The 21,981-nt window shown below is 71.4% G+C and carries 18 protein-coding genes; 15 read left to right on the forward strand and 3 right to left on the reverse strand.

Going from position 1 to position 21,981, the window contains the following annotated elements; translation table 11 throughout:
* Position 1: 1 nt before the first annotated feature.
* From dapA to FB047_RS17275, 10 genes are all read left to right on the forward strand, one after another.
* The gene (dapA, locus tag FB047_RS14580) at positions 2-979 is read left to right on the forward strand and encodes a 4-hydroxy-tetrahydrodipicolinate synthase (protein ID WP_058232286.1); all 978 of its coding nucleotides are present in this window, start codon (positions 2-4) and stop codon (positions 977-979) included.
* 107 nt (positions 980-1,086) lie between these two features.
* The gene (locus tag FB047_RS14585) at positions 1,087-2,763 is read left to right on the forward strand and encodes a ribonuclease J (protein WP_136587930.1); all 1,677 of its coding nucleotides are present in this window, start codon (positions 1,087-1,089) and stop codon (positions 2,761-2,763) included.
* A 321-nt stretch (positions 2,764-3,084) separates the two neighbouring features.
* Entirely contained in the window at positions 3,085-3,576 is a 492-nt protein-coding gene (locus tag FB047_RS14590) for a GNAT family N-acetyltransferase (RefSeq protein ID WP_136587931.1), read from the forward strand.
* 91 nt (positions 3,577-3,667) lie between these two features.
* Positions 3,668-6,394, forward strand: a complete 2,727-nt coding sequence (locus FB047_RS14595; RefSeq protein WP_136587932.1) for a DNA translocase FtsK — start codon at positions 3,668-3,670, stop codon at positions 6,392-6,394.
* Positions 6,394-6,981 (forward strand): CDP-diacylglycerol--glycerol-3-phosphate 3-phosphatidyltransferase, encoded by a 588-nt coding sequence (gene pgsA, locus FB047_RS14600; RefSeq protein ID WP_136587933.1) that lies wholly within the window; start codon positions 6,394-6,396, stop codon positions 6,979-6,981. Before FB047_RS14595 ends, pgsA begins: the two co-directional genes overlap by 1 nt.
* Positions 6,978-7,505 carry a CinA family protein gene (locus FB047_RS14605; RefSeq protein ID WP_136587934.1) on the forward strand — a complete coding sequence of 176 codons (528 nt, stop codon included), beginning with the start codon at positions 6,978-6,980 and terminating at the stop codon, positions 7,503-7,505. Before pgsA ends, FB047_RS14605 begins: the two co-directional genes overlap by 4 nt.
* 173 nt (positions 7,506-7,678) lie before the next feature.
* Entirely contained in the window at positions 7,679-7,987 is a 309-nt protein-coding gene (locus tag FB047_RS14610; RefSeq protein WP_108319449.1) for a helix-turn-helix domain-containing protein, read from the forward strand.
* A 24-nt stretch (positions 7,988-8,011) separates the two neighbouring features.
* Positions 8,012-8,236 carry a DUF3046 domain-containing protein gene (locus tag FB047_RS14615; protein ID WP_136587935.1) on the forward strand — a complete coding sequence of 75 codons (225 nt, stop codon included), beginning with the start codon at positions 8,012-8,014 and terminating at the stop codon, positions 8,234-8,236.
* Positions 8,237-8,511: 275 nt separating this feature from the next.
* Complete coding sequence (gene recA, locus FB047_RS14620) at positions 8,512-9,564, forward strand: recombinase RecA (protein WP_136587936.1); 1,053 nt, start codon at positions 8,512-8,514, stop codon at positions 9,562-9,564.
* Positions 9,564-10,637, forward strand: coding sequence for a regulatory protein RecX (locus tag FB047_RS17275; RefSeq protein WP_136587937.1), 1,074 nt, complete (start codon positions 9,564-9,566; stop codon positions 10,635-10,637). The genes recA and FB047_RS17275 overlap by 1 nt, the downstream gene beginning before the upstream one ends.
* 181 nt (positions 10,638-10,818) lie before the next feature.
* On the opposite strand, the gene FB047_RS14630 is transcribed toward FB047_RS17275, so the two are convergent.
* Complete coding sequence (locus FB047_RS14630; protein WP_136587938.1) at positions 10,819-13,380, reverse strand: LuxR C-terminal-related transcriptional regulator; 2,562 nt, start codon at positions 13,378-13,380, stop codon at positions 10,819-10,821.
* 195 nt (positions 13,381-13,575) lie between these two features.
* On the opposite strand from FB047_RS14630, the gene miaB reads away from it, so the two are divergent.
* From miaB to dapF, 4 genes are all read left to right on the forward strand, one after another.
* Positions 13,576-15,123 (forward strand): tRNA (N6-isopentenyl adenosine(37)-C2)-methylthiotransferase MiaB, encoded by a 1,548-nt coding sequence (gene miaB / locus FB047_RS14635; protein ID WP_136587939.1) that lies wholly within the window; start codon positions 13,576-13,578, stop codon positions 15,121-15,123.
* The gene (gene miaA / locus FB047_RS14640) at positions 15,120-16,052 is read left to right on the forward strand and encodes a tRNA (adenosine(37)-N6)-dimethylallyltransferase MiaA (RefSeq protein ID WP_136587940.1); all 933 of its coding nucleotides are present in this window, start codon (positions 15,120-15,122) and stop codon (positions 16,050-16,052) included. Before miaB ends, miaA begins: the two co-directional genes overlap by 4 nt.
* The gene (locus FB047_RS14645; RefSeq protein WP_136587941.1) at positions 16,049-16,489 is read left to right on the forward strand and encodes a GNAT family acetyltransferase; all 441 of its coding nucleotides are present in this window, start codon (positions 16,049-16,051) and stop codon (positions 16,487-16,489) included. Before miaA ends, FB047_RS14645 begins: the two co-directional genes overlap by 4 nt.
* Positions 16,490-16,685: 196 nt before the next feature.
* Positions 16,686-17,540, forward strand: coding sequence for a diaminopimelate epimerase (gene dapF / locus FB047_RS14650; RefSeq protein WP_136587942.1), 855 nt, complete (start codon positions 16,686-16,688; stop codon positions 17,538-17,540).
* 102 nt (positions 17,541-17,642) lie between these two features.
* Here dapF and FB047_RS14655 read toward each other — a convergent pair whose 3' ends face one another.
* Positions 17,643-18,287, reverse strand: a complete 645-nt coding sequence (locus FB047_RS14655) for a class I SAM-dependent methyltransferase (protein ID WP_136587943.1) — start codon at positions 18,285-18,287, stop codon at positions 17,643-17,645.
* Between the two features lie 85 nt (positions 18,288-18,372).
* Here FB047_RS14655 and hflX point away from each other — a divergent pair, with 85 nt between their 5' ends.
* Positions 18,373-19,890, forward strand: a complete 1,518-nt coding sequence (gene hflX, locus FB047_RS14660) for a GTPase HflX (RefSeq protein ID WP_136587944.1) — start codon at positions 18,373-18,375, stop codon at positions 19,888-19,890.
* Positions 19,891-20,021: 131 nt separating this feature from the next.
* Here the strand turns inward: hflX and FB047_RS14665 are convergent, their stop codons facing one another.
* Positions 20,022-21,908 carry a S9 family peptidase gene (locus tag FB047_RS14665; RefSeq protein ID WP_136587945.1) on the reverse strand — a complete coding sequence of 629 codons (1,887 nt, stop codon included), beginning with the start codon at positions 21,906-21,908 and terminating at the stop codon, positions 20,022-20,024.
* Positions 21,909-21,981: the final 73 nt, after the last annotated feature.

Genomic DNA, 21,981 nt, shown 5'->3' on the forward strand with positions numbered 1-21,981 from the left:
CATGACGCACTCCGGCAATCCCTTCGGTCAGGTGCTCGTCGCGCTCATCACCCCGATGACCGCCGACGGCGAGGTCGACTGGCCCGCCACCGAGAAGCACATCGACGACGTCATCACCGCGGGAGCCGACGGCATCGTCGTCACCGGGACCACGGGCGAGACCTCGACCCTCACCGACCCCGAGAAGCTCCGCCTCGTCGAGGTCGGCAAGAGCGTCTCGGCCGGTCGCGCCAAGATCATCACCGGCGGCGGCTCGAACGAGACCGCCCACGCGATCGAGCTGTACAAGGCCAGCGAGAAGGCCGGCGCCGACGGCATCATGATCGTCACGCCGTACTACAACAAGCCCACGCAGGCCGGCATCCTGACGCACTTCCGTCTCGTCGCCGACGCGACCGACCTCCCGGTGATCCTCTACGACATCCCCGGTCGCACCGGTGTGCCGATCAAATACGAGACGATCCTGCGCCTGGCCAAGCACCCCAACATCCTCGCGATCAAAGACGCCAAGGGCGACTTCAGCGAGGTCAGTCGCGTGCTCAACCAGACCGACCTGATGTACTTCTCCGGCGACGACGCCAACGTGCTGCCGCACCTGTCGATCGGGGCGTCCGGCCTCATCGGCGTCACCGCGAACATCGCCGCCGCGCCCTATCGGACGATCGTGGATGCCGTGAACGCCGGCGATCTGGCATCCGCCACGGCCGCGCACAAGGGCCTCGAGCCCCTCGTGCGCGCCGTCATGACGCACGTGCCCGGCACGGTCGCGGCGAAGTACATCCTGCACGGCCTCGGCCGCATCGGCAGCCCGCGCGTCCGCCTTCCCCTCGTGGGTCCGGAGGAGTGGGAGGCCGCCGTCATCGAAGACGAACTGGCTCTCGTGAAGAACGTGGCCGGTGCCGACTTCTCCAACTTCCGCCCCGACCGCAACGCGGCCGCCGGCGGCGCGCTGCCGAAGGTGCACGGCACGACGAGATAAGCATCGGCGTCCGCCGATCCGCGGCCAGGGACGCCACGAGAAGGATGCCGCGAGACGGCATCCGAAACGAAGAGGGATGCCGCGAGGCGGTATCCGAGGAGGCTCACATGCCCACGACCGTCTACGACCCGCCGGAGCTCGCGCCCGGCACCCTCCGCGTCATCCCGCTCGGCGGCCTCGGCGAGGTCGGCCGCAACATGACCGTGTTCGAATACGAGGGCAAGCTCCTCGTCGTCGACTGCGGCGTGCTGTTCCCCGAGGAGCACCAGCCCGGCGTCGACCTGATCCTGCCCGACTTCGAGCCGATCAGGCACCGCCTCGACGACATCGTCGGCGTCGTGCTCACCCACGGGCACGAAGACCACATCGGCGCCGTGCCGTACCTGCTCAAACTCAAGGGCGACATCCCCCTCATCGGCTCGGGTCTGACCCTCGCCCTCATCGAGGCGAAGCTCAAAGAGCACCGCATCCGTCCCTACACGCTCACCGTGCAGGAAGGGCAGCGCGAGCAGGTCGGCCCCTTCGACCTCGAGTTCGTGGCCGTCAACCACTCCATCCCCGACGCCCTCGCGGTCGCGATCCGCACGCCCGCGGGTCTCGTGCTGGCCACGGGCGACTTCAAGATGGACCAGCTGCCCCTCGACGGTCGCATCACCGACCTGCGGGCGTTCGCGCGCCTCGGTGAAGAGGGCGTCGACCTCTTCCTCGTCGACTCCACGAACGCCGACGTCCCCGGCTTCACGCCGACCGAGCGCGGCATCGGCCCCGTGCTCGACCAGGTGATCGCCAAGGCGCCCCGCCGCGTCGTGGTCGCGAGCTTCTCGAGCCACGTGCACCGCGTGCAGCAGGTGCTCGACGCCGCGCACGCGAACGGGCGTCGCGTCGCGCTCCTCGGGCGCAGCATGGTGCGCAACATGGGCATCGCCGCCGACCTCGGCTACCTGAACGTGCCCGACGGCGTGCTCATCGACTACAAGAAGGCGCGCGACCTCCCCGACGACAAGATCGTCTACATGTCGACCGGTTCGCAGGGCGAGCCGATGGCCGTGCTCAGTCGCATGGCCAACCTCGACCACGCGATCGAACCGGGCGAGGGTGACACGATCATCCTGGCATCCAGCCAGATCCCCGGGAACGAGAACGCGATCTACCGCGTCATCGACGGGCTGACGAAGCTCGGCGCGACGGTCGTGCACAAGGGCAACGCGAAGGTGCACGTCTCGGGTCACGCCGCGGCCGGCGAACTGCTCTACTGCTACAACATCCTCAAGCCCAAGAACGTGCTCCCCGTGCACGGCGAGTACCGCCACCTGATGGCCAACGCCAAGCTCGCGCGCGAGACCGGCATCCCCGAGAAGAACACGATCCTCGGCGAGAACGGCACGGTCGTCGACCTGCGCGACGGCGTCGCCGAGGTCGTGGGACAGGTCGACATCGGGTTCGTCTACGTCGACGGGTCGTCGGTGGGCGAGATCACGGATGCCGACCTGAAGGACCGCCGCATCCTGGGCGAGGAGGGCTTCATCTCGGTCATCGTCGTCGTCGATTCCGCGACCGGCAAGATCGTGTCCGGCCCCGAGATCCACGCGCGCGGTGTCGCGGAGGACGACAAGGTCTTCGACAGCGTGAAGCCCAAGATCGCGGCGGCCCTGGCCGAGGCGGCGAAGTCGGGAGTCCGCGACAACCACGCGCTCTCGCAGGTCGTGCGTCGAACGATCGGGCGCTGGGTGAACCAGTCGCTGCGTCGTCGCCCGATGATCGTGCCGATGGTCATCGAGGCCTAAGCGTCGGGGAAGCGTCGGGGAAGCGCCGCGGGGACATCTCGCGGCGCTTCGTCGTTCCGGCGGATGATCGCGCGGGCGAAGCCGGGCGCGGTCCGCGGGGAATGGCCGGTTGCGCGCGGGCGGCGCGTGCCGGCCGGGGGCGCGCGGGCAGGTGCGGTGGTGTCGCGTGCCGGCCGGCTGCGTGCGGGCAGGCGCGGTGCGGGCCTGCGCGGTGATGTCGTTTGCCGGCCTGCTGCGGGAGGGCGGCCGCGGGGGCGTCCGGTCGCGGCCGGGGGAGCGCGGGCCTGCGCGGGGGCGTCGCGTGCTCGCTATCATGCGGGCATGCCCGGTCTCCCGATCCGTGCGGCGCTCCGTTCCGACGGCGCCTTCCTCGCTGACATGACCGTCGAGGCCGCCAACTGGCGCGCCGGCGGCGCCCGCCCCCGCCACGAAGTGCTCAGCAGCCCCGAGCACCGGCGCTACATCGCCGGCTGGCTGCGCCCCGGCGACGCGGGGTTCGTCGCGGAGTCGCCGACGGGGGAACCCATCGGTGCGGCCTGGTATCGGATGCTGCCGCGCGACGAGCCCGGGTTCGGCTGGGTCGGCACGGGGGTGCCCGAGCTCATCATCGGCGTGCGGCCCGTCTGGCGCGCCCACGGCACCGGGCGCGCGTTGCTGCAGCGCCTCGTCGACCACGCCCGCGGCGAGGGCTACGCGCGCATCAGTCTGAGCGTCGAGCGCGACAATTTCGCGGTGTCGCTGTACCGGTCCGAGGGCTTCGCCGTGGTCCGGAAGGGGATGGGGCGCGACGTGATGGTCAAGCGCCTGCGCTGAGGCGGGTCGAGCGGGTCTCGGCGGCCGTCGGGCTGGGCGCAACCCCGCGTCGGTCCGTGCGAATGTCGCAGGTCGCGCCTACCGTGGAGGAATGGCTCGTACCTCGTCCCCGTCCGGCGGTCGCGCCCCCGCGAAGGGGTCGTCGCGATCGAAAGCCTCGGCCCCGGCGCCGAAGCGCTACGTCGACGAGCCCGAGAAGCCCCCCGTCGCCGCCCGCGCCTGGATGGCGGTAGCCCACGGCGTCGGCGGCATGTTCCGCGCCTTCGGACCCGAGAACCTCGAGCGCGATCAGCGCCGTGACGGGTTCCCCTTCTTCCTCGTCGTGCTCGCCGTCATCGGTGCCGTCGTGGAATGGTTCTTCATCGGCACCGAGGCGGCCGCGCTCATCAGCGCCTACAGCTTCGGTGCGCTGTTCGGTCGCGTGGCCTTCGTGCTGCCCGTCCTCCTCCTGCTCCTGGCCGGCTGGCTCTTCCGCCACCCGGCCTCGGTGCACGACAACGGTCGCGTGGGCATCGGCTTCGGTCTATTCGTCGTGGCCCTCGCCGGGTTCTGTCACGTCGCCGGCGGACGCCCGGTGCCCAACGCCGGCGGTCTGCCGGCGCTGAGCCCGGCCGGCGGCATCTCGGGGTGGATCGTGGGCGAGCCGCTCGCCTTCGCCCTCACCGACATCGGCGCCTACATCGCGCTGTCGCTTCTCGCGATCCTCAGCGTGCTGATCCTCACCAAGACGCCGCCGAACCGCATCGGACGTCGGCTCGGCGACCTCTACGCCTGGATGTTCGGAGTCGATCGCGCCGAGCGCCCCGACCCGGCGACGAAGGTGCTCCCCGTCGACACGACCGACAGCGACGCCGACGACGAGCGCGGTGAGAAGTCGCTGCCCTGGTGGCGTCGCAACAAGTCGGGTCGCGAAGAAGACGTCGACGGCTCCCTCGGCTCCAACGACCTCACGACGCTGCTCTCGCCGGGAACGACGCAGGGCGGGTTCGAGTCCGCGATGGTCGAGCCCGAACCCGTCGCGCCGCGCGCGAAGGCGCCCACGCCTCCTCCGCTGCCGCCCGCGCCCGACGCTCTCACCGAGGTGTTCGATGCGAGCGCCCTCGCGGGGGCCGCGTCCGGACGCGGCCTGCACGACGACTCGCCCCTCGACATCGGCGGCGACGACGACCTCCCGGGCATCTCCGGGCTCGGTGGCGACAGCGCGGGCGCACCGCCCGCCGCCAGCTACCGTCTGCCCGCCGTGACGGCGCTGGCCACGGGAACGCCGCCGAAGGCCCGCTCGGCCGCCAACGACGCGGTCGTGGCCGCCATCGAGAGCGTGATGGAGCAGTTCAAGGTCGACGCGCGCGTGACCGGGTTCTCGCGCGGGCCGACGGTCACGCAGTACGAGATCGAGGTCGGTCCCGGGGTCAAGGTCGAGCGCATCACCGCGCTGACCAACAACATCGCCTACGCCGTCGCCTCCAACGAGGTGCGCATCCTCGCGCCCATCCCCGGTAAGAGCGCGATCGGCGTCGAGATCCCCAACGCCGACCGAGAGATCGTGACGCTCGGCGACATCCTCCGATCGGATGCCGCCACCTCGTCGACGCACCCCATGACCATCGGCGTCGGCAAAGACGTGGGCGGCGGGTTCGTCGTGGCCAACCTCGCCAAGATGCCCCACCTCCTGGTGGCCGGCTCCACGGGCTCGGGGAAGTCGAGCTTCGTCAACTCGATGATCACGAGCCTGCTCATGCGCGCGAAGCCGTCCGACGTGCGCATGGTGCTGATCGACCCCAAGCGCGTGGAGCTGACCTCGTACGCGGGCGTCCCGCACCTCATCACGCCCATCATCACGAACCCGAAGAAGGCCGCAGAGGCGCTGCAGTGGGTCGTGAAAGAGATGGACATGCGCTACGACGACCTCGCGTCGTTCGGCTTCCGTCACATCGACGACTTCAACAAGGCCGTCGTGGCGGGCGAGATCCAGCTCCCGGCCGGCAGCGAGAGGGTGCTCAAGCCCTATCCGTACCTCCTGGTCGTGGTCGACGAGCTCGCCGATCTCATGATGGTCGCGCCGCGCGACGTGGAGGACTCGATCGTCCGCATCACCCAGCTCGCCCGGGCGAGCGGCATCCATCTGGTGCTCGCGACGCAGCGCCCCTCCGTCGACGTCGTCACCGGTCTCATCAAGGCCAACGTGCCGTCGCGTCTGGCCTTCGCGGTGACGAGCGTCACCGACTCCCGCGTCATCCTCGATCAGCCCGGAGCCGACCGTCTCATCGGTCAGGGCGACGGTCTGTTCCTGCCCATGGGCGCGTCCAAGGCGGTCCGCGTGCAGGGCGCCTGGGTGAGCGAGCAGGAGATCGAGAAGGTCGTCGCCCACGTCACGCAGCAGGCGCGCCCCGAATACCGCGCCGACGTGCAGGCCGCGGCGGAGAAGAAGGAGATCGACGCCGACATCGGAGACGATCTCGAGCTGCTGCTCGCGGCCGCGGAACTCGTGGTCTCGACCCAGTTCGGCTCGACGTCGATGCTGCAGCGCAAGCTGCGCGTCGGCTTCGCGAAGGCGGGTCGCCTGATGGACCTGCTCGAGTCGCGCGAGATCGTCGGGCCCTCCGAGGGGTCGAAGGCGCGCGACGTGCTCGTGACCAACGAGCAGCTGCCCGCGGTCATGGCACGTCTGCGCGGCGACGAAGCCCCACCCGCTCCGGCGGCCGCCGGGGATGACGACCGCTACGGCGACGACCCCATCGAGGCGCAGTTCGAGGGCCTGCCCGTCGTCGAAGACGACGAGGGCTCCGAAGACGCCTGGCAGCTGACGGGGCGCGACTGATGGCCGTTCACCCGCAGCTGCCCAACGCGATCACGATCGCGCGCATCCTGTGCGCGCCGGTGTTCCTCGTGCTCCTCCTCGTCGACGCCGGCAGCGGCGGCGCGCTGCGCTGGGCGGCGGCGATCCTGTTCATCGTGGCCATCGCGACCGACGGCGTCGACGGCTACATCGCCCGCCGCTACGACATCGTCAGCGACCTGGGAAAGCTCCTCGACCCGATCGCCGACAAGGCGCTCACGGGGGTCGCGTTCGTCGGTCTGTCCCTCCTCGGCGAGTTGCCCTGGTGGGTGACGATCGTCGTCCTGGTCCGAGAGATCGGCATCACCGTCTACCGCTTCATCGTCGTCAGCGACCACGTCCTCGCGGCGGCCTGGATGGGCAAGCTCAAAACCGTCTTCCAGGCGATCGCGCTCTCGATCGCCCTGATCCCGTTCGCAGGTCTCTCCGACGCGGCCGTCTGGCGCGACACCGTGTGGTGGGTCTCGGTCATCACCATGACGATCGCCGTGGTCCTCACGATCGCCTCGGGCCTCGACTACGTCGTGACCGAGGTGCGCGCCGCCCGCAGGACGCGGGGCGCCCGATGATCGACGGCGTCCCCGACGACCTCGACGAGACCCTCGTCCGCGATCCGCGCGAGAGCGCCGCGGTGCTGCTCGACCGCCTCGCCGAGCTCGGGTGGACGATCGCGGTCGCCGAGTCCCTCACCGGTGGGCTCGTCGTGTCGTCCCTGGTCGACGTCCCGGGAGCGTCCCGCGTCGTGCGCGGGGGAGTGGTCGCCTACGCGACCGACCTCAAGCACAGCGTGCTCGGCGTCGACCAGGCGTTGCTCGACGCCCACGGTGCCGTGCACCCCCGCGTGGCCCGGCAGATGGCGCGCGGGGTGCGAGACGCCCTCGGCGCCGACGGCTCCCCGGCCGACGTCGGGGTGGCGACGACCGGGGTGGCGGGTCCTGACGAACAGGACGGTCAGCCAGTGGGAACCGTGCACATCGCGGTGTCGACGCCGCTGGGCACGCGGGTGGATTCCCTCGTGATCGCCGGCGATCGCGATCGCATCCGCCGCGAGACGGCCCATCTGGCCATCCGTCGGGTGCTCGCCGCCCTGTGATTCCTCGCCGGTGAGGTATCGACGGCGGATGCGGGAACAAATGATCGCACACTCCGGTTTCGTCCAGCGATTCCCATCCGGTGCACAGCGCGCGGCATTAGGGTGACCACAGATGGTGTTTTACAGTTGTCCATCCGGGCAGCGACGGAATCAGCAGTGAGGAGGGCCCCCAAATGATCCTGGTTCGTCAAGAGATCGGCGAAGTCCTGCGTGACCTCCGCCAGCAGAAGGGGCGCACCCTCCGTCAGGTCGCCAGCCGCGCGAGCGTCGCCCTCGGATACCTCAGCGAGGTCGAGCGCGGTCAGAAAGAGGCGTCGAGCGAGATCCTCGCGTCCGTCGCCGAGGCGCTCGATGTGCCCATCTCCACGATCATGCGTCAGGTGGGCGACCGGCTCTCTGTGCTGGAGGGCCTGCAGACCTTCCCCGACGTGGTGCCCGACGAGCTCGTCGCCGCGGTCGAGCCCGAGCTCTCGCTTCGTTGACGCCGACACCGACGCGTTCGCCCCATGCGTCGTAGCGAATTCGATCGCGCTGTCGCCGATGAGTTCGGCGCGCGCGGAGGGTCGCTGTTGACCGACCTCGTTCTGTCCGCCGTCGGCGGACGGACGAGCGTTGACGCCCTCGCCGCCGGTGTCGACCCTCGAGACGTGTGGCTGGCGCTCTGCGCAGAGACGGACGTCCCCGAGAACCGCCGCTACGGTGTCGGTCGGATCGAGCCCCGGCGCGGCTGACCTCGCTGTCGCTGTCGGGGGGGAGCCTTCGGGACTCGGGCCTCTGTTTCCGGCGTGTCGTCGAATGTACGTTCGATTGAGGCGTAGGCTCCTCCACAACGGGGTTCGTGAGCCGTTCGTCCCCAGAAGGGTCGTCCTCCGACATCAATGTCGGAGGTCCTCCCTAACGTGGATCACGTCGAACGACACCCTGAACGCCTTGTCGGGTGCCCCCATCGTCGATGGGGGGCGCGACAGCCTACAGGCGACCGGAACGCGAGCAGAAAGAAGACGTCATGCCCTCACCCGCAGAGCGCGAAAAGGCCCTCGAATCGGCCCTGGCGCAGATCGACCGGCAGTTCGGAAAGGGCTCGGTCATGCGACTGGGCAGCGACGACCGCGCCCCGATCGAGACCATCCCCACCGGGTCCGTCGCCCTCGACGTGGCCCTCGGCATCGGCGGTCTGCCGCGCGGCCGCATCATCGAGATCTACGGTCCCGAGTCGTCGGGAAAGACGACCCTGACCCTCCACGCGATCGCCAATGCCCAGCGGGCCGGCGGCATCGCCGCCTTCATCGACGCGGAGCACGCCCTTGACCCCGAGTACGCCAAGAAGCTCGGCGTCGACATCGACGCCCTGCTCGTGTCGCAGCCCGACACGGGTGAGCAGGCCCTCGAGATCGCCGACATGCTGATCCGCTCCGGCGCCATCGACCTGGTCGTCATCGACTCCGTCGCCGCCCTCGTCCCCGAGGCCGAGATCAAGGGCGAGATGGGTGACTCGCACGTCGGCCTTCAGGCCCGCCTGATGTCGCAGGCACTGCGAAAGCTCACTGGTGGGTTGAACACCACCAAGACCACGGCCATCTTCATCAACCAGCTCCGCGAGAAGATCGGCGTGTTCTTCGGATCGCCCGAGACGACGGCCGGTGGAAAGGCGCTGAAGTTCTACGCCTCCGTCCGCCTCGACATCCGTCGTATCGAGACGCTCAAAGACGGTACCGAAGCCGTCGGAAACCGCACCCGCGTCAAGGTCGTCAAGAACAAGATGGCGCCGCCCTTCAAGCAGGCGGAGTTCGACATCCTCTACGGCGTGGGCATCTCCCGCGAGGGCAGTCTGATCGACTTCGGCGTCGAGCACGCGATCGTGAAGAAGTCCGGTGCCTGGTACACGTACGAGGGCGAGCAGCTCGGGCAGGGCAAAGAGAACGCCCGCAACTTCCTCATCAAGAACCCCGACATCGCCGCCGAGATCGAGTCCAAGATCAAGGCGAAGCTCGGAATCGGTGGAGCCCCGGCTGTCGTGGCGCCCGCCGACGACGAGCTGGCTGCCCGCCGCCCGGCCTGATGATCGACGACACGCGGGGCTCCGGTCGCCCGCCCGCCGACGGCGGCGAGGGCGACCGGAGTTCCTCCGCACCGGGAGACCGCGCCGGTGATGTCTCCCGGACCGACGCGTCGCACCCCGGCTCGAGCGACGAGCGCGCGCCCCGCACCGGGGCGCTGCGTGCCGTCGACGCGGATCTCGCCCCCGTCATCCCGCTGTTCGGCCGGTCCGACACGGCGCGATCCGATCGCGTCGCGGAGACCTCGCATCCGTCTCGACGGCGGACGGCCACCGAGGCCGCGGGCGCTGAGCCCGCGGCGGACCCACCCGCGGGGCGACCGCGGCTGAGGGCGCTGAGGACGGACCCCGTCGCGGACGAGACGTCGGCAGCGGAGTGGACCGTTCCGGGCGCCGACCTGTCGCGGGGTCGCGCCGCCAGAGCCCGCCGTGGGGCGGGCGCCGGACGCTTCGGGGGCGGCTCCCTCACCCGTGCGGGCGACAGAGCGGCCTCCTCGGGACCCGACCTCGAGTCCGACGACGCTGACACCGACACCGCCACCGATGTCGAAGCTGCCGCCGAGCGCGCCGAGGCCGTGCTGTTGCGCAAGCTCCGGTCGCGATCGCTGTCCCTGTCCGAGGCTCGCACGGTGGTCAGGGGCGTCGAGGGCGTCGACGAGACCGTCGTCGAAGATCTGATCGCCCGATTTATCGATCTGGGTTACCTCGATGACGCGGCCTTCGCCGAGCAGCTCGCGATGTCGGCGGTGGAGCGTCGCGGAGACGGTCGACGTGCCGTGGCCGAGACGCTGCGCAAGCGCGGGATTCCGCGCGAGATCGTGGACGCCACCCTCGACGAGCTTCCCGACGACGACGCCGAGCGCGCGCTCGACTTCGCCCGGTCCAAGGTCCGCGGTGTCGAGGGCAAAGATTACGAAGCGTCGCTGCGGCGCCTGGCGGGGCAACTGGCGCGACGCGGATACCCCTCGTCGGTCGCCCTGACAGCCGCGCGGACCGCGCTCTCGGAGGCCGGCCTCGGCCGCTCGCGATCGTTCTCCCGCCCCGCCTCGGGCGTACGTTTCACGCCCGACGACTGATCGGCGGCATACGGCGTCCCCGACCGATCGACGGTCGAGAGGATGCCGGGCGTCTGCGCGCGAGAAGGCTCGCCGCACTCCTCGGCAGCCGTTCCGGGGCGCGTCCGAGCATCGACCGTCCGCGCGGACGAGGGCGGGGGCTCATCACGCCGCTTCGGATCACGGAGCGGACCTGCTGCGGTCAGGCCGGCGGAGACGGCTCCTCCGATGCGGTGTCCGCCGCGACGATCCGCGCGAGCTCGCGGCGAGACGCCGCGCCCACCTTCAACCGCGCCTGATAGACGTGGGATTCCACCGTGCGCACGGAAAGGAACAGACGCGTCGCGATCTCGCGATTCGTCAGGCCCTGGTGGGCGAGGAGAGCGATCTCACGCTCGCGTGCGGTCAGGTCCTCGGGAGTCGCTGCGAGGACCGCCGCGTCCGCCGCTGGTTCCGGAGCGGGCTCGACCACGGGGAGCGGATCGTCCGGCGACCAGAGCGCGTGCAGACGCAGCTCGTCGACGGGTGCGACGTCGTCCCGGTTCGCCGACCACGCGGAGGCGCGGCGCACGGCGTCCGCCGCGAGGGGCAGGTCGGTGGTGGCCGCCAGCTGGACCAGCTCGTCGATCTCGTCCGCCTGCGCGATGTCGAGGCTCACGAGGCGGTACAGATCGCGGATGCGCAGAGCCGCGGCGCTGCTTCCCCGGCTCGACGTGGCGGCCGCGCGAGCCGAGGCCCGGGCCTCCGTCACCCTGCCCTCGCCGACGAGGACGGTGGTCTCGACGTAGAGACGACTGCGACGCACGAGCAGCGGACCGTCGCCGTCGACGCGGGAGAGGAGCTCCCGCGCCTCGGCGAGACGCCCCGCGAGCGCCAGTTCCTCTGCGACGCTGAGCCGCATCATCGCGGTGTCGGGATCGGTCAGCGCGGAGGGATCCCGCCTCATCGCGGAGACGAGCTCGCGATGAGATCGATCCGGACGACCCGATCCCGCGAACGCGACGGCGGCTGCGATCCCGGCGACGGTGAGTTCGGGAACCCCACCTTCGCGTGCCGCGGGGCCCAGCTCGCGCTCGAGACGGTGCTGGGCGTCGAGACCGTCGGCCCCGGCGATCTGATGGCCGGCGAGGAGGAACAGCAGCGCTGAGAGGCGGTCGCGGGTGGAGATCCCCCGCGGGCGCGGGTGGGTGTCGAGGATCCGTTCCGCGTCGCGATAGAAGGCTCGGGCGACCGCCCACCGCCCTCGCACCGCCTCGTTGGTCCCCGCCGCGACGAGGGCCCGCAGCCGCTCCAGCGGAGAGGCCGCGGTGATCGTGACCGCGAGCGTGGCGATCTCGCAGGCTTTCGCCGCATCGAGTTCATTGCCGGCACGGCTCGCCTCCGTCAGCAGCCGCTCCACCTGCGCGTCCGCCTCGGCCTGTTCGACCGACCCTCGAACGGGATCGGCGGACGGGGACACACCCGCGGCGGCCCGGTGGGCCTGAAGACGCGCGACGCGTCGCCGAGCGACGCCATCGGTGAGACCGTCCGCGTCGTCGTGATCGGCGTCGCTGCGATGCGCCAGATCGGCCTCGACCTGGAGCGCGGCGTCGTCCATCGCCGCGAGTCCGCGCCGGGCGTGGGCGGCGGCATGGGCGTGGTCACCGCGGTCGTTGGCGTCGCGCGCGGCCTCCAGGGCGATGCGCGCGCGGAGCGGGGGAGCGTACCCCGCTTCTCCGGATGCATCGATCCCGAGGCGGTGCCACCGCTCCGAGACGGAGACGGCGATGGGGGGACTCCACCATTGCTCGGCTTCGGCGAGCATCCGCGCCCCCGCGCGTTCGACGAGGGCCTCGACGGCGGCATCGCCGAGTTGGCGGTGCGCTTCGAGCGCGAAGAGGTCGTTGGCCGTGAGCCTCCGCTCGGGCGTCGAATCGGCGTGCAGCAGGCCGCTCGCGAGCAGGGCGTCGACGGCCTCGGGGTCGAAGAGTCGGGTGGCCACGGCGAGTTCGAGGTGGGCGAGGCGGCGGACACCGGCCAGACACTCGAGATCCGCACGGACGAAGCCGGCGACGTGACGCTCGAGGGCCACGGCCAGCCTGCTGTCGCGCGCCACCGACCGCAGGGCCCGCAGCGGATCGCGTCCCGCGCGAGCCGCTCGAAGGGCTTCCAGCACCAGTTGCCGCAGGAGCGTGCGGGATCCGTCCGCGCGCCAGACGATTCCCGCACGCGTCGGGACGTCGAGAAGCTCGACATCGGGGAACAGATCGATCATGCGTCGGGCGTCGTCGTCGCTGAGCTCGCTCATGTCGAGTCGGCGGATGAGCCCGTCCATCCACAGGTCGAGGATCGTCCGCCGGACCTCATCCGCGTCATCCGGACGGTGGACCGACCGCGAGCGGGCGGTGCGGAGACCGATGACGGCCCGGAGGCGTCGTGTCGCGATCGCGTGGGCGATGACGCGGGCCGAGGAGAGGTCGATGCCGTCGACATCGTCGAGAAGGAGGACCCCGTCCACGGCGTGGGCGGAGTCCTCAGCCAGTTTCCGCAGTTCATCGTGGCCGCTGGCCGTCAGGGCGGCCAAGGGGACGGACGTCAGGGCGGCGGACGGGCGGACCACCAGGGCCGAGGCGCCCCGCGTCTCCAGTTCCGCCCCGATCGCTCTCAGGACGAAGCTGCGGCCGCTGCCCCTCGGGCCGGCGATCAGCAGCGAGGCGCCGTCCTCCACTCGCCGTGCGAGGTCAGCGGCATCCCTGTCCGAGCCGATGAGTGCGTGCGACCACATCGTCGCCTGCTCTGTCCGCATAGTTCTCCCCCCGGATCACCCCGCAGGCGGACGGGTCAGCGTGGGGGACACACTATCGATCTGCTATGAAGCCCGCTAGGACGTGTAGCGAAAGGGGATGAGCGTTTTGCGAAACGCGTCCCGCGGCGGGCGGAGCGGCCGCTGGAGGGTGCGGGCTTTAGAATTGCTCGCATCATGACCACCCCCGTCTCCACACCGACGCTCATCGCGCCCTCCGCCGCCGCACAGGGAGAGGCGGGAGCGCGCACCTACGAGGTCCGCACCTTCGGGTGCCAGATGAACGTGCACGATTCCGAGCGTCTGAGCGGCTCGCTCGAGAGCGCCGGCTATGTGCGCGCCGAGGCGGGCGTCGAAGCAGACGTCGTCGTCATCAACACCTGCGCGGTTCGCGACAACGCCGCCGGGAAGCTCTACGGCACGCTCGGCCACCTCAAGTCGCGTAAGGACGCGCACGCCGGCATGCAGATCGCCGTCGGCGGTTGCCTCGCGCAGATGGACAAAGACGCCGTCCAGCAGAAGGCGCCGTGGGTCGACGTCGTCTTCGGCACGCACAACATGGGGTCCCTGCCCGGCATGCTCGAGCGCGCTCGTCACAACGGCGAGGCGGAGCTCGAGATCCTCGAGTCGCTCGAGATCTTCCCCTCGACCCTTCCCACGAAGCGCGATTCGGTCCACAGCGGGTGGGTGTCGATCTCGGTCGGCTGCAACAACACCTGCACGTTCTGCATCGTGCCGAGCCTGCGCGGCAAGGAGAAGGACCGCCGACCCGGCGACATCCTCAACGAGATCCGTCTGCTCGTCGACGACGGCGCGATCGAGGTCACCCTCCTCGGCCAGAACGTGAACTCCTACGGCGTCGAGTTCGGCGACCGTCTGGCCTTCGGGAAGCTGCTGCGCGCCGCGGGCGAGATCGAGGGTCTCGAGCGCATCCGCTTCACCAGCCCCCATCCGGCCGCCTTCACCGACGACGTCATCGCCGCGATGGCCGAGACCCCCGCGGTCATGCCGCAGCTGCACATGCCGCTGCAGTCCGGCTCCGACCGCATCCTCAAGGCGATGCGCCGGTCGTACCGGAGCGAGAAGTTCCTCGGCATCCTCGATCGGGTGCGCGAGCGGATCCCGAACGCGGCGATCACGACCGACATCATCGTCGGCTTCCCCGGTGAGACCGAGGAGGACTTCGCCGAGACCATGCGCGTGGTCGAGGCGTCGCGCTTCTCGAGCGCCTTCACGTTCCAGTACTCGATCCGCGAGGGCACACCCGCGGCCACCATGGCCGATCAGGTTCCGAAGGCCGTTGTGCAGGAGCGCTTCGAGCGCCTCATCGCCCTCCAGGACCGCATCTCGGCCGAGGAGAATCAGAAGCAGCTCGGCCGCACGCTCGAGGTGCTCGTCTCGACGGGCGAGGGCAAGAAGGATGCCGAGACCCACCGCCTCACCGGCCGCGCCGAAGACAACCGCCTCGTGCACTTCGAGCTACCCGCCGGCTCGGCCGTGCCCCGCCCGGGAGACGTGGTGTCGGTGACCGTGACGCACGCCGCACCCTTCCACCTCCTCGCCGACGCCGTCGACGGGGCGCCGCTGCGCATCCGCCGGACGCGTGCCGGCGACGCGTGGGACCGCTCGCAGGCCGAGTCGTGCGGCGTGCCGACGCCCGCGGGCGACGCCGGCGCTCCCCGCGCCGTCTCGCTCGGTCTGCCCACGCTCCGCGTCGGCGTGTGAAGGGCCCCACCCTCTGGGCCGTCGTCGGGGCCACCGGCACCGGTAAGACGAATCTCTCGCTCGACCTCGCCGAGGCGCTCGCCGCCGAGGGGCGGTCCGCCGAGATCGTCAACGCCGACGCGATGCAGCTGTACCGCGGGATGGACATCGGCACCGCCAAGCTCCCGATCGACCAACGGCGCGGCATCCCGCACCACCTGTTCGACGCCCTCGAGGTGACCGACGAGGCCGCGGTGGCCTGGTATCAGGATGCCGCCCGCGCAGCGATCGCCGAGATCCACGCCCGGGGCGCCGACGCGATCCTGGTCGGGGGATCGGGACTGTACGTCTCGGGTGTGCTGTGGGATTTCCGCTTCCCCCCGAGGAACGAGGAACTGCGCGCACGGCTCGAGGTCGAGCTCGAGAGCGAGGGCGCGGGCGCGCTCTTCCAACGGCTCCGGGCAGCGGATCCCGTGGCGGCGGCGAACATCGACCCGCGCAACGGGCGGCGCGTGGTCCGCGCCCTCGAGGTGCTGGCCCAGGGCGGCGAGACCCACGGCGGTGCCCTTCCCGAGGCGCCCGCGTTCTGGCATCCGGCGACGCGCATCCTCTCGACGCAGGTCGAGCGCGCCCAGCTGGTCGAGATGCTGGACGCACGCGTCGAGGACATGTGGGCGGCGGGACTGGTCGACGAGGTCGAGCGCCTGCGCGGCGAGGGCCTCGAGAGAGGAGTCACGGCTTCGCGCGCGATCGGCTACGCCCAGGCGCTCGCCCAGCTGGAGGGCGAGATCACGCGCGACGACGCCGTGGCGCAGACGCAGGCGCTCACGCGGCGCTACGCGCGGCGACAGGTGTCGTGGTTCCGGCGCTACGCCGACGCGCGCGCGATCGATGTCCGGGCGACGGATGCCGCGCAGCTCGTGCGCGCGATGGAGGGTGAGGACGCATGACCATCGGCATCCGGGCGTTCGCGCCGGCCGACGAGGACGCCGTCGTGGCGCTGTGGGAGCAGGCCGGTCTGACGCGCCCCTGGAACGATCCGCGTGCCGACATCCGTCGCAAGCTGACCGTGCAGCCCGAGCTCTTCCTCGTCGCGGTGGACGACGACACCGTTGTCGGCAGCGTCATGGCCGGGTACGACGGCCACCGCGGGTGGCTGTACTACCTCGCCTCGGCGGCGTCGCACCGGGGGCGGGGAGTGGGGCGCGCGCTCGTGACCGAGGCCGAGAGGCTGCTCGAGCAGATGGGCTGCCCCAAGGTGCAGCTCATGGTGCGCCCCGACAACGCCGGGGCCCGCGGCTTCTACGACGCGCTCGCGTACGAGCCGTTCGAGACGTGGGCGACCGGCAAGCGCCTGATCGTCGACGGACCCGGCCGACCCGCCTGAGGCTCCTCGGGCGGGTGCCGGGCGTGCGCGCCGGCACGGCGGGTGCCGTCGTGCGGAGTTCGGCGCCGACAGGCCGGTTCCGGATGCCGTGGCCCGGCGTGTCGGGCGGGGACTCCGCGTGACGGCGGGGTGGGCGGGGCGAGGGTCGGAGCCCGGGCAGGGAGAGTCGACCGCGGGTCCTCCGTAGACTGACGGCATGTCCTCTCTCGCGTTCACCAAGGGTCACGGCACCGGCAACGACTTCGTGGTGGTGGCCGACCCCGACGGCGAGCTCGACCTCTCCGACGCCCAGGTCGCCGCGCTGTGCGACCGGCACTTCGGCATCGGCGCCGACGGACTGCTGCGCGTGGTGCGCTCGGCCGCGATCCGCGAGGGCGCTGAGGCTGCGGCATCCGGGGCCGAGTGGTTCATGGACTACCGCAACGCCGACGGATCCGCGGCCGAGATGTGCGGCAACGGCACGCGCGTCTTCGCGCGCTACCTCACCGACACGGGCCTCGCGTCGATCGACGAGGGGCTGCGCATCGGCACGCGGGCGGGCGTGAAGACCCTCACGCGCAGCGAGCGCGGCTTCGAGGTCGACCTGGGTGCGTTCGCCGTCGAGGCCGACGAGACGCTCGTGCGGGCGAAGGGTCTCAGCGTCGCGCGTCCGGGCGTGGGCATCGACGTGGGCAACCCGCACGTGGTCGTCGCCCTGTCGTCGGATGCCGAGCTCGAGGGGCTCGACCTGACCTTCCAGCCCGTGCTCGACCCCGCGCCCCGCCACGGCGCGAACGTCGAGTTCGTCGTCCCGGCCGATCCGCTCGTGCGCGACGGCGTCGGGGCGATCCGCCTGCGCGTGTTCGAGCGCGGCGTCGGCGAGACCCTCAGCTGCGGCACGGGCGTGGCCGCGGCGGCGCTCGCCGTGCGGCACTGGGCGGGTGCGGCCGCTCCCGACCACTGGATCGTCGACACCCCGGGCGGGACCCTGGGCGTGCGTGTCGCCGAGGGCCGCGTCTTCCTGTCGGGTCCGGCGTCGCTGGTGTTCACGGGCGAGGTCGCCCTGGCCTGAGCGGATGCCGCCGGCTCGCGGTCTCCGTACGTTCGCGCGGTCCGGGGGAAGGTCGCGCCCGGAGCATGCCCCCGTTCTGCACGCGGAGCGGATGCCGCCGCCTCAGCCGACGACGTCGATGAGCTCGCTCGGAGGAGACCCGTGCCGTCGCACGCGCAGCACGCGGTACCCGCGGCCGGTGGCGGCGCGCTGCACGCCGTAGCCCTCGGGGAACGTCGCCGCGAGCCAGCGCTGCAGGGAGTCGGAGCCGAGGTTGCGCTGCACGACGAACCATCCGTCGCTGCGCTCCTGCAGGCGGGGGATCCAGTGCTGCAGCATGCCGTGCAGCTCGTTCTTGCCGACCCGGATGGGCGGGTTCGAGCGGATGGTGCGGAAGGTCACGTCGTCGGGAACATCCTCGGGGCGCACCGCGTTGATGTTGGTGAGGCCGAGGGATTCGGCATTGCGCCTCAAGAGATCGAGAGCACGCTCGTTGACGTCGACCGCCCATACGGTCGCGTGCGGTGACGCGAGCGCCAGCGACAGCGAGATCGGACCCCACCCGCACCCCAGGTCGAGGAAGTTCCCACCGGCGGGCGGGGGAGGCGTGTTGGCGAAGAGCACCGAGGTCCCGGCATCCACGTGATCGGGACTGAAGACGCCGCCCGCCGTGACCACCTCGAGTTCACGACCGGCCAGCGTGACGCGGATGCGGCGGAGCTGCTCGGGACTCGACGGCGACGCGCTGAAGTAGTGCTCGCTCCCCATCTGCACAGGATATCCGACCGGGGCTCCGGCCGCCGGGGCGGATAAAGTGCCAGAACACGCGCGTTCACGCGCACGAGAGGAACCCATGACCGAACAGACCACACCCCCGAGCACCGACGCGTCTGCCGTGGATCCGGTCGACCGTGTGCTCGCGCGCGCCGATGCGCACCGCGGGGTCCGGGTCTTCGGTGCCGCTCAGGCCCTTCAAGACAGCACCACCGCGTACGGCGGCGACAGCGACGGCGACCAGTGGGATCGCGAGGAACGCGCGGCCCTGCGCCGCGTCGTCGGCCTCTCGACCGAGCTCGAAGACGTCACCGAGGTCGAGTACCGCCAGCTGCGCCTCGAGAATGTCGTGCTCGTCGGCGTCCACCCGCAGGGCGAGCAGACGGATGCCGAGAACTCGCTCCGGGAGCTCTCCGCCCTCGCCGAGACGGCCGGCGCGGTCGTGCTCGACGGCGTCCTGCAGCGGCGCCCCCACCCCGATCCGGCGACCTATGTCGGACGCGGAAAGGCCGCCGAGCTGCGCGACATCGTCGCCGCCGTGGGAGCCGACACCGTGATCGCCGACACCGAGCTCGCCCCGAGCCAGCGGCGCGCGCTCGAAGACGTCGTGAAGGTGAAGGTGATCGACCGCACCACCGTGATCCTCGACATCTTCAGCCAGCACGCGAAGAGCCGGGAGGGCAAGGCCCAGGTCGAGCTCGCTCAGCTCGAGTACCTCCTCCCGCGTCTGCGCGGATGGGGTGACTCGATGTCGCGTCAGGCGGGTGGACAGGTCGGCGCCGGCGGCGCGGGCATGGGCTCGCGCGGACCGGGTGAGACGAAGATCGAGCTCGACCGTCGTCGCATCCGCACGCGCATGGCGCAGTTGCGCAAGCAGCTGCGCGACTTCGCGCCCGCCCGCGAGGCGAAGCGTGCCGAGCGCAAGCGCCACACGATCCCCTCGGTCGCGATCGCCGGGTACACCAACGCCGGCAAGTCGAGCCTGCTCAACCGCCTGACCAGCGCCGGGGTGCTCGTCGAGAACGCCCTCTTCGCGACCCTGGATGCCACGGTGCGCCGCTCCGAGACGACCGACGGGCGCGTGTACACGCTCACCGACACGGTCGGTTTCGTGCGCAACCTCCCGCACCAGCTGGTCGAAGCGTTCCGCTCGACGCTCGAGGAGGTCGGCGACGCCGACGTCATCCTGCACGTGGTGGACGCCTCGCACCCCGACCCGGCCGCGCAGCTGATGACGGTGCGCGACGTGATGGGCGACGTGGACGCGAACTTCGGGCAGGAGATCGTCGTCTTCAACAAGGCCGATCTGGTGAGCGAAGACGACCGGCTCGTGCTGCGGGGTCTCGCCCCCAACGCGAAGTTCGTGTCGTCGCGCACCGGCGAGGGCATCGACGAGCTGCGCGCCGCGATCGAGGAGGCGCTGCCCCTGCCCGCCGTCGAGGTGCAGGCGGTCGTTCCGTACGACCGGGGAGACCTCGTCTCGGCCGTGCACGAGAGCGGACTCATCGTGGCGCAGGAGCACCGCGAGAGCGGAACCTTCCTGCACGCCCACGTCGGCGCGCGTCTCGCGGCTGAATTGGCGGCGTTCGAGGCCTGAGCCTCGTATGGATGACGGGCCCCACGCCTCGGCGTGGGGCCCGTCGCTTCACCCGTAGGTGGCGCGACTTCGCCGATTCTCGTGGCCGGCGGCGCGGGGGCGAGCCGCCCGCGCCTTCCGCGCCGCGCGCCTCAGTCGAGCGCGAGGGGCGGGACGCCCGGGGTCTCGAAGCCGAACACGGCACCGAGGAAGCCCAGCTCGCGTTCGAGGGAATCGATCACCGTCTCCGACCGGCGGAACCCGTGCCCCTCGCCCTCGTAAAGGACGTATGCGTGCGGCACCCCGTGCGCGGTCAGGGCGTCGCGGATCGCCTCGGCCTGCGACAGGGGGACGACGCGGTCCTCCGAGCCCTGCAGGATCAACAGCGGGACGCGGAACAGCTCCGGACGCCCCAGGGGCGAGCGTTCGACGTACACGGCCTCGGCCTCGGGCAAGGGCCCGATGAGCCCGTCGAGGTAGCGCGCCTCGAAGTCGTGGGTGTCTTCCGCGAGGGCGCGGGCGTCGCCCACGCCGTAGCGGGAGATGCCGGCCGAGAACACGTCGGTCCGCGTCACGGCGGCGAGAACCGTCCAGCCGCCGGCCGAGCCGCCCGCGATGGCGAGGCGGTCGGGGTCGGCGAGACCCGCCTCGGCGAGAGCGGATGCCGCGGCCGCGACGTCGTCGACGTCGACCACGCCCCACTGGCCCTTGAGGCGATCCCGGTAGGCCCGCCCGTATCCGGTGGAGCCGCCGTAGTTGACGTCGAGCACGCCGATGCCGCGGCTGGTGAAGAAGGCCGTCTTCGCCGAGGGCGCGGGACCCACGTGCGAGGTGGGTCCGCCGTGGACGAGAACGACGTAGGGCGGGCGCTCGCCCGCGACGGGGATGACGTGCGGATTGGTGGGGGCGTAGGCGAAGGCGTGCACGGGCCCGTGGGGCCCGTCGGTGGTCAGGGCGCGGGCGGGCGGCATCCACTCGTCGCCCCATGCGCCGGACCCTCCCGTGACCACTTCGACGGTTGCGGCGTCGAGGTCGACCAGCCAGAGGCCCGATCGCCCGCCGGCGTCGGATCCGGACACGAGGGCGCGCGCTCCGCGGACGTCGTCGATCGCGGCCCCGGCGACGGCGGGGACGTCGAGGGGGCGCACGCCGCTCGGTGCGATCTCGACGATCTCGTCGGCCCCGTCGGTGCGGACGGCGACCACGCGGCCCTCGGAGGCGGCTCCGAACCACCGGGTGCCGAGCACCCAGAGACCGCCGCCGGTGTCGGCGTCGGCGGGGGCCAGCGCCTGGGCTTCGCCGTCGAGCGGACGACGGAAGAGGTTCCAGCGTCCGTCGGGGTCGTCGGCGTAGAGCAGCTCGTCGTCGGCGATCCACACGGGCTGGAGGGGAGAGCGGCGCTCACCCCCGGACAGGTCGCGGACGACGCGAGTCCCGAGGTCGACGACACGGAGGGTCGTCGCATCCCAGGGCATGTCGGGGTGGTCCCACGCCACCCAGGCCAGGCGGCGGCCGTCGGGCGAGAGGGCGGGCTGCGCGAGGAAATCGCTCCCTTCGGCGAGCACCTCGACCTCGCCGTCGAGGGGGATGCGCACGATCGCGCGGAGCGGGACGCGGGACGAGCCGTGGGTCTCGCGGACGGCGAGCAACGCGCCGTGCTCCCAGCGCAGCCCGCCGTGGCGCACGGCGTCATCGGCCGGGGTCAGCGGGCGGGCGGTCTCGCCGGGGCGCAGCGCGTACACGCGCTGATCGGTCTTCTCGACGTAGTACAGCTCCCCGTCGTCGGACGCCGTCCACGCACCCCCGCCGTACTCGTGCACGCTCGAGCGCGCGTTCGCGGGCGCGGGGAGCACGGTCTCGACGGAGCCGTCGGCCCGGCGACGCTTCACCGCGACCCGACCGGCCTCGTGCGGGACGGACTCACCCCACCACACCTCGTCGCCGACGAGGCGGGCGCCGTCGACCCGCGGTGACGCCTGCGCGACGGACTCGGGGGTGAGGGGCGAGGGCCAGGAACCGTACGGGAGGGTGTCAGCCATGACTCCAGCCTAGGCAGGGCCGCCGACATCCACCCCGGGGCATCCGGACGCACGAGAGGCCGGATGCCGCCGC

The organism is Microbacterium hydrothermale (assembly GCF_004854025.1).
GTDB lineage: Bacteria > Actinomycetota > Actinomycetes > Actinomycetales > Microbacteriaceae > Microbacterium > Microbacterium hydrothermale.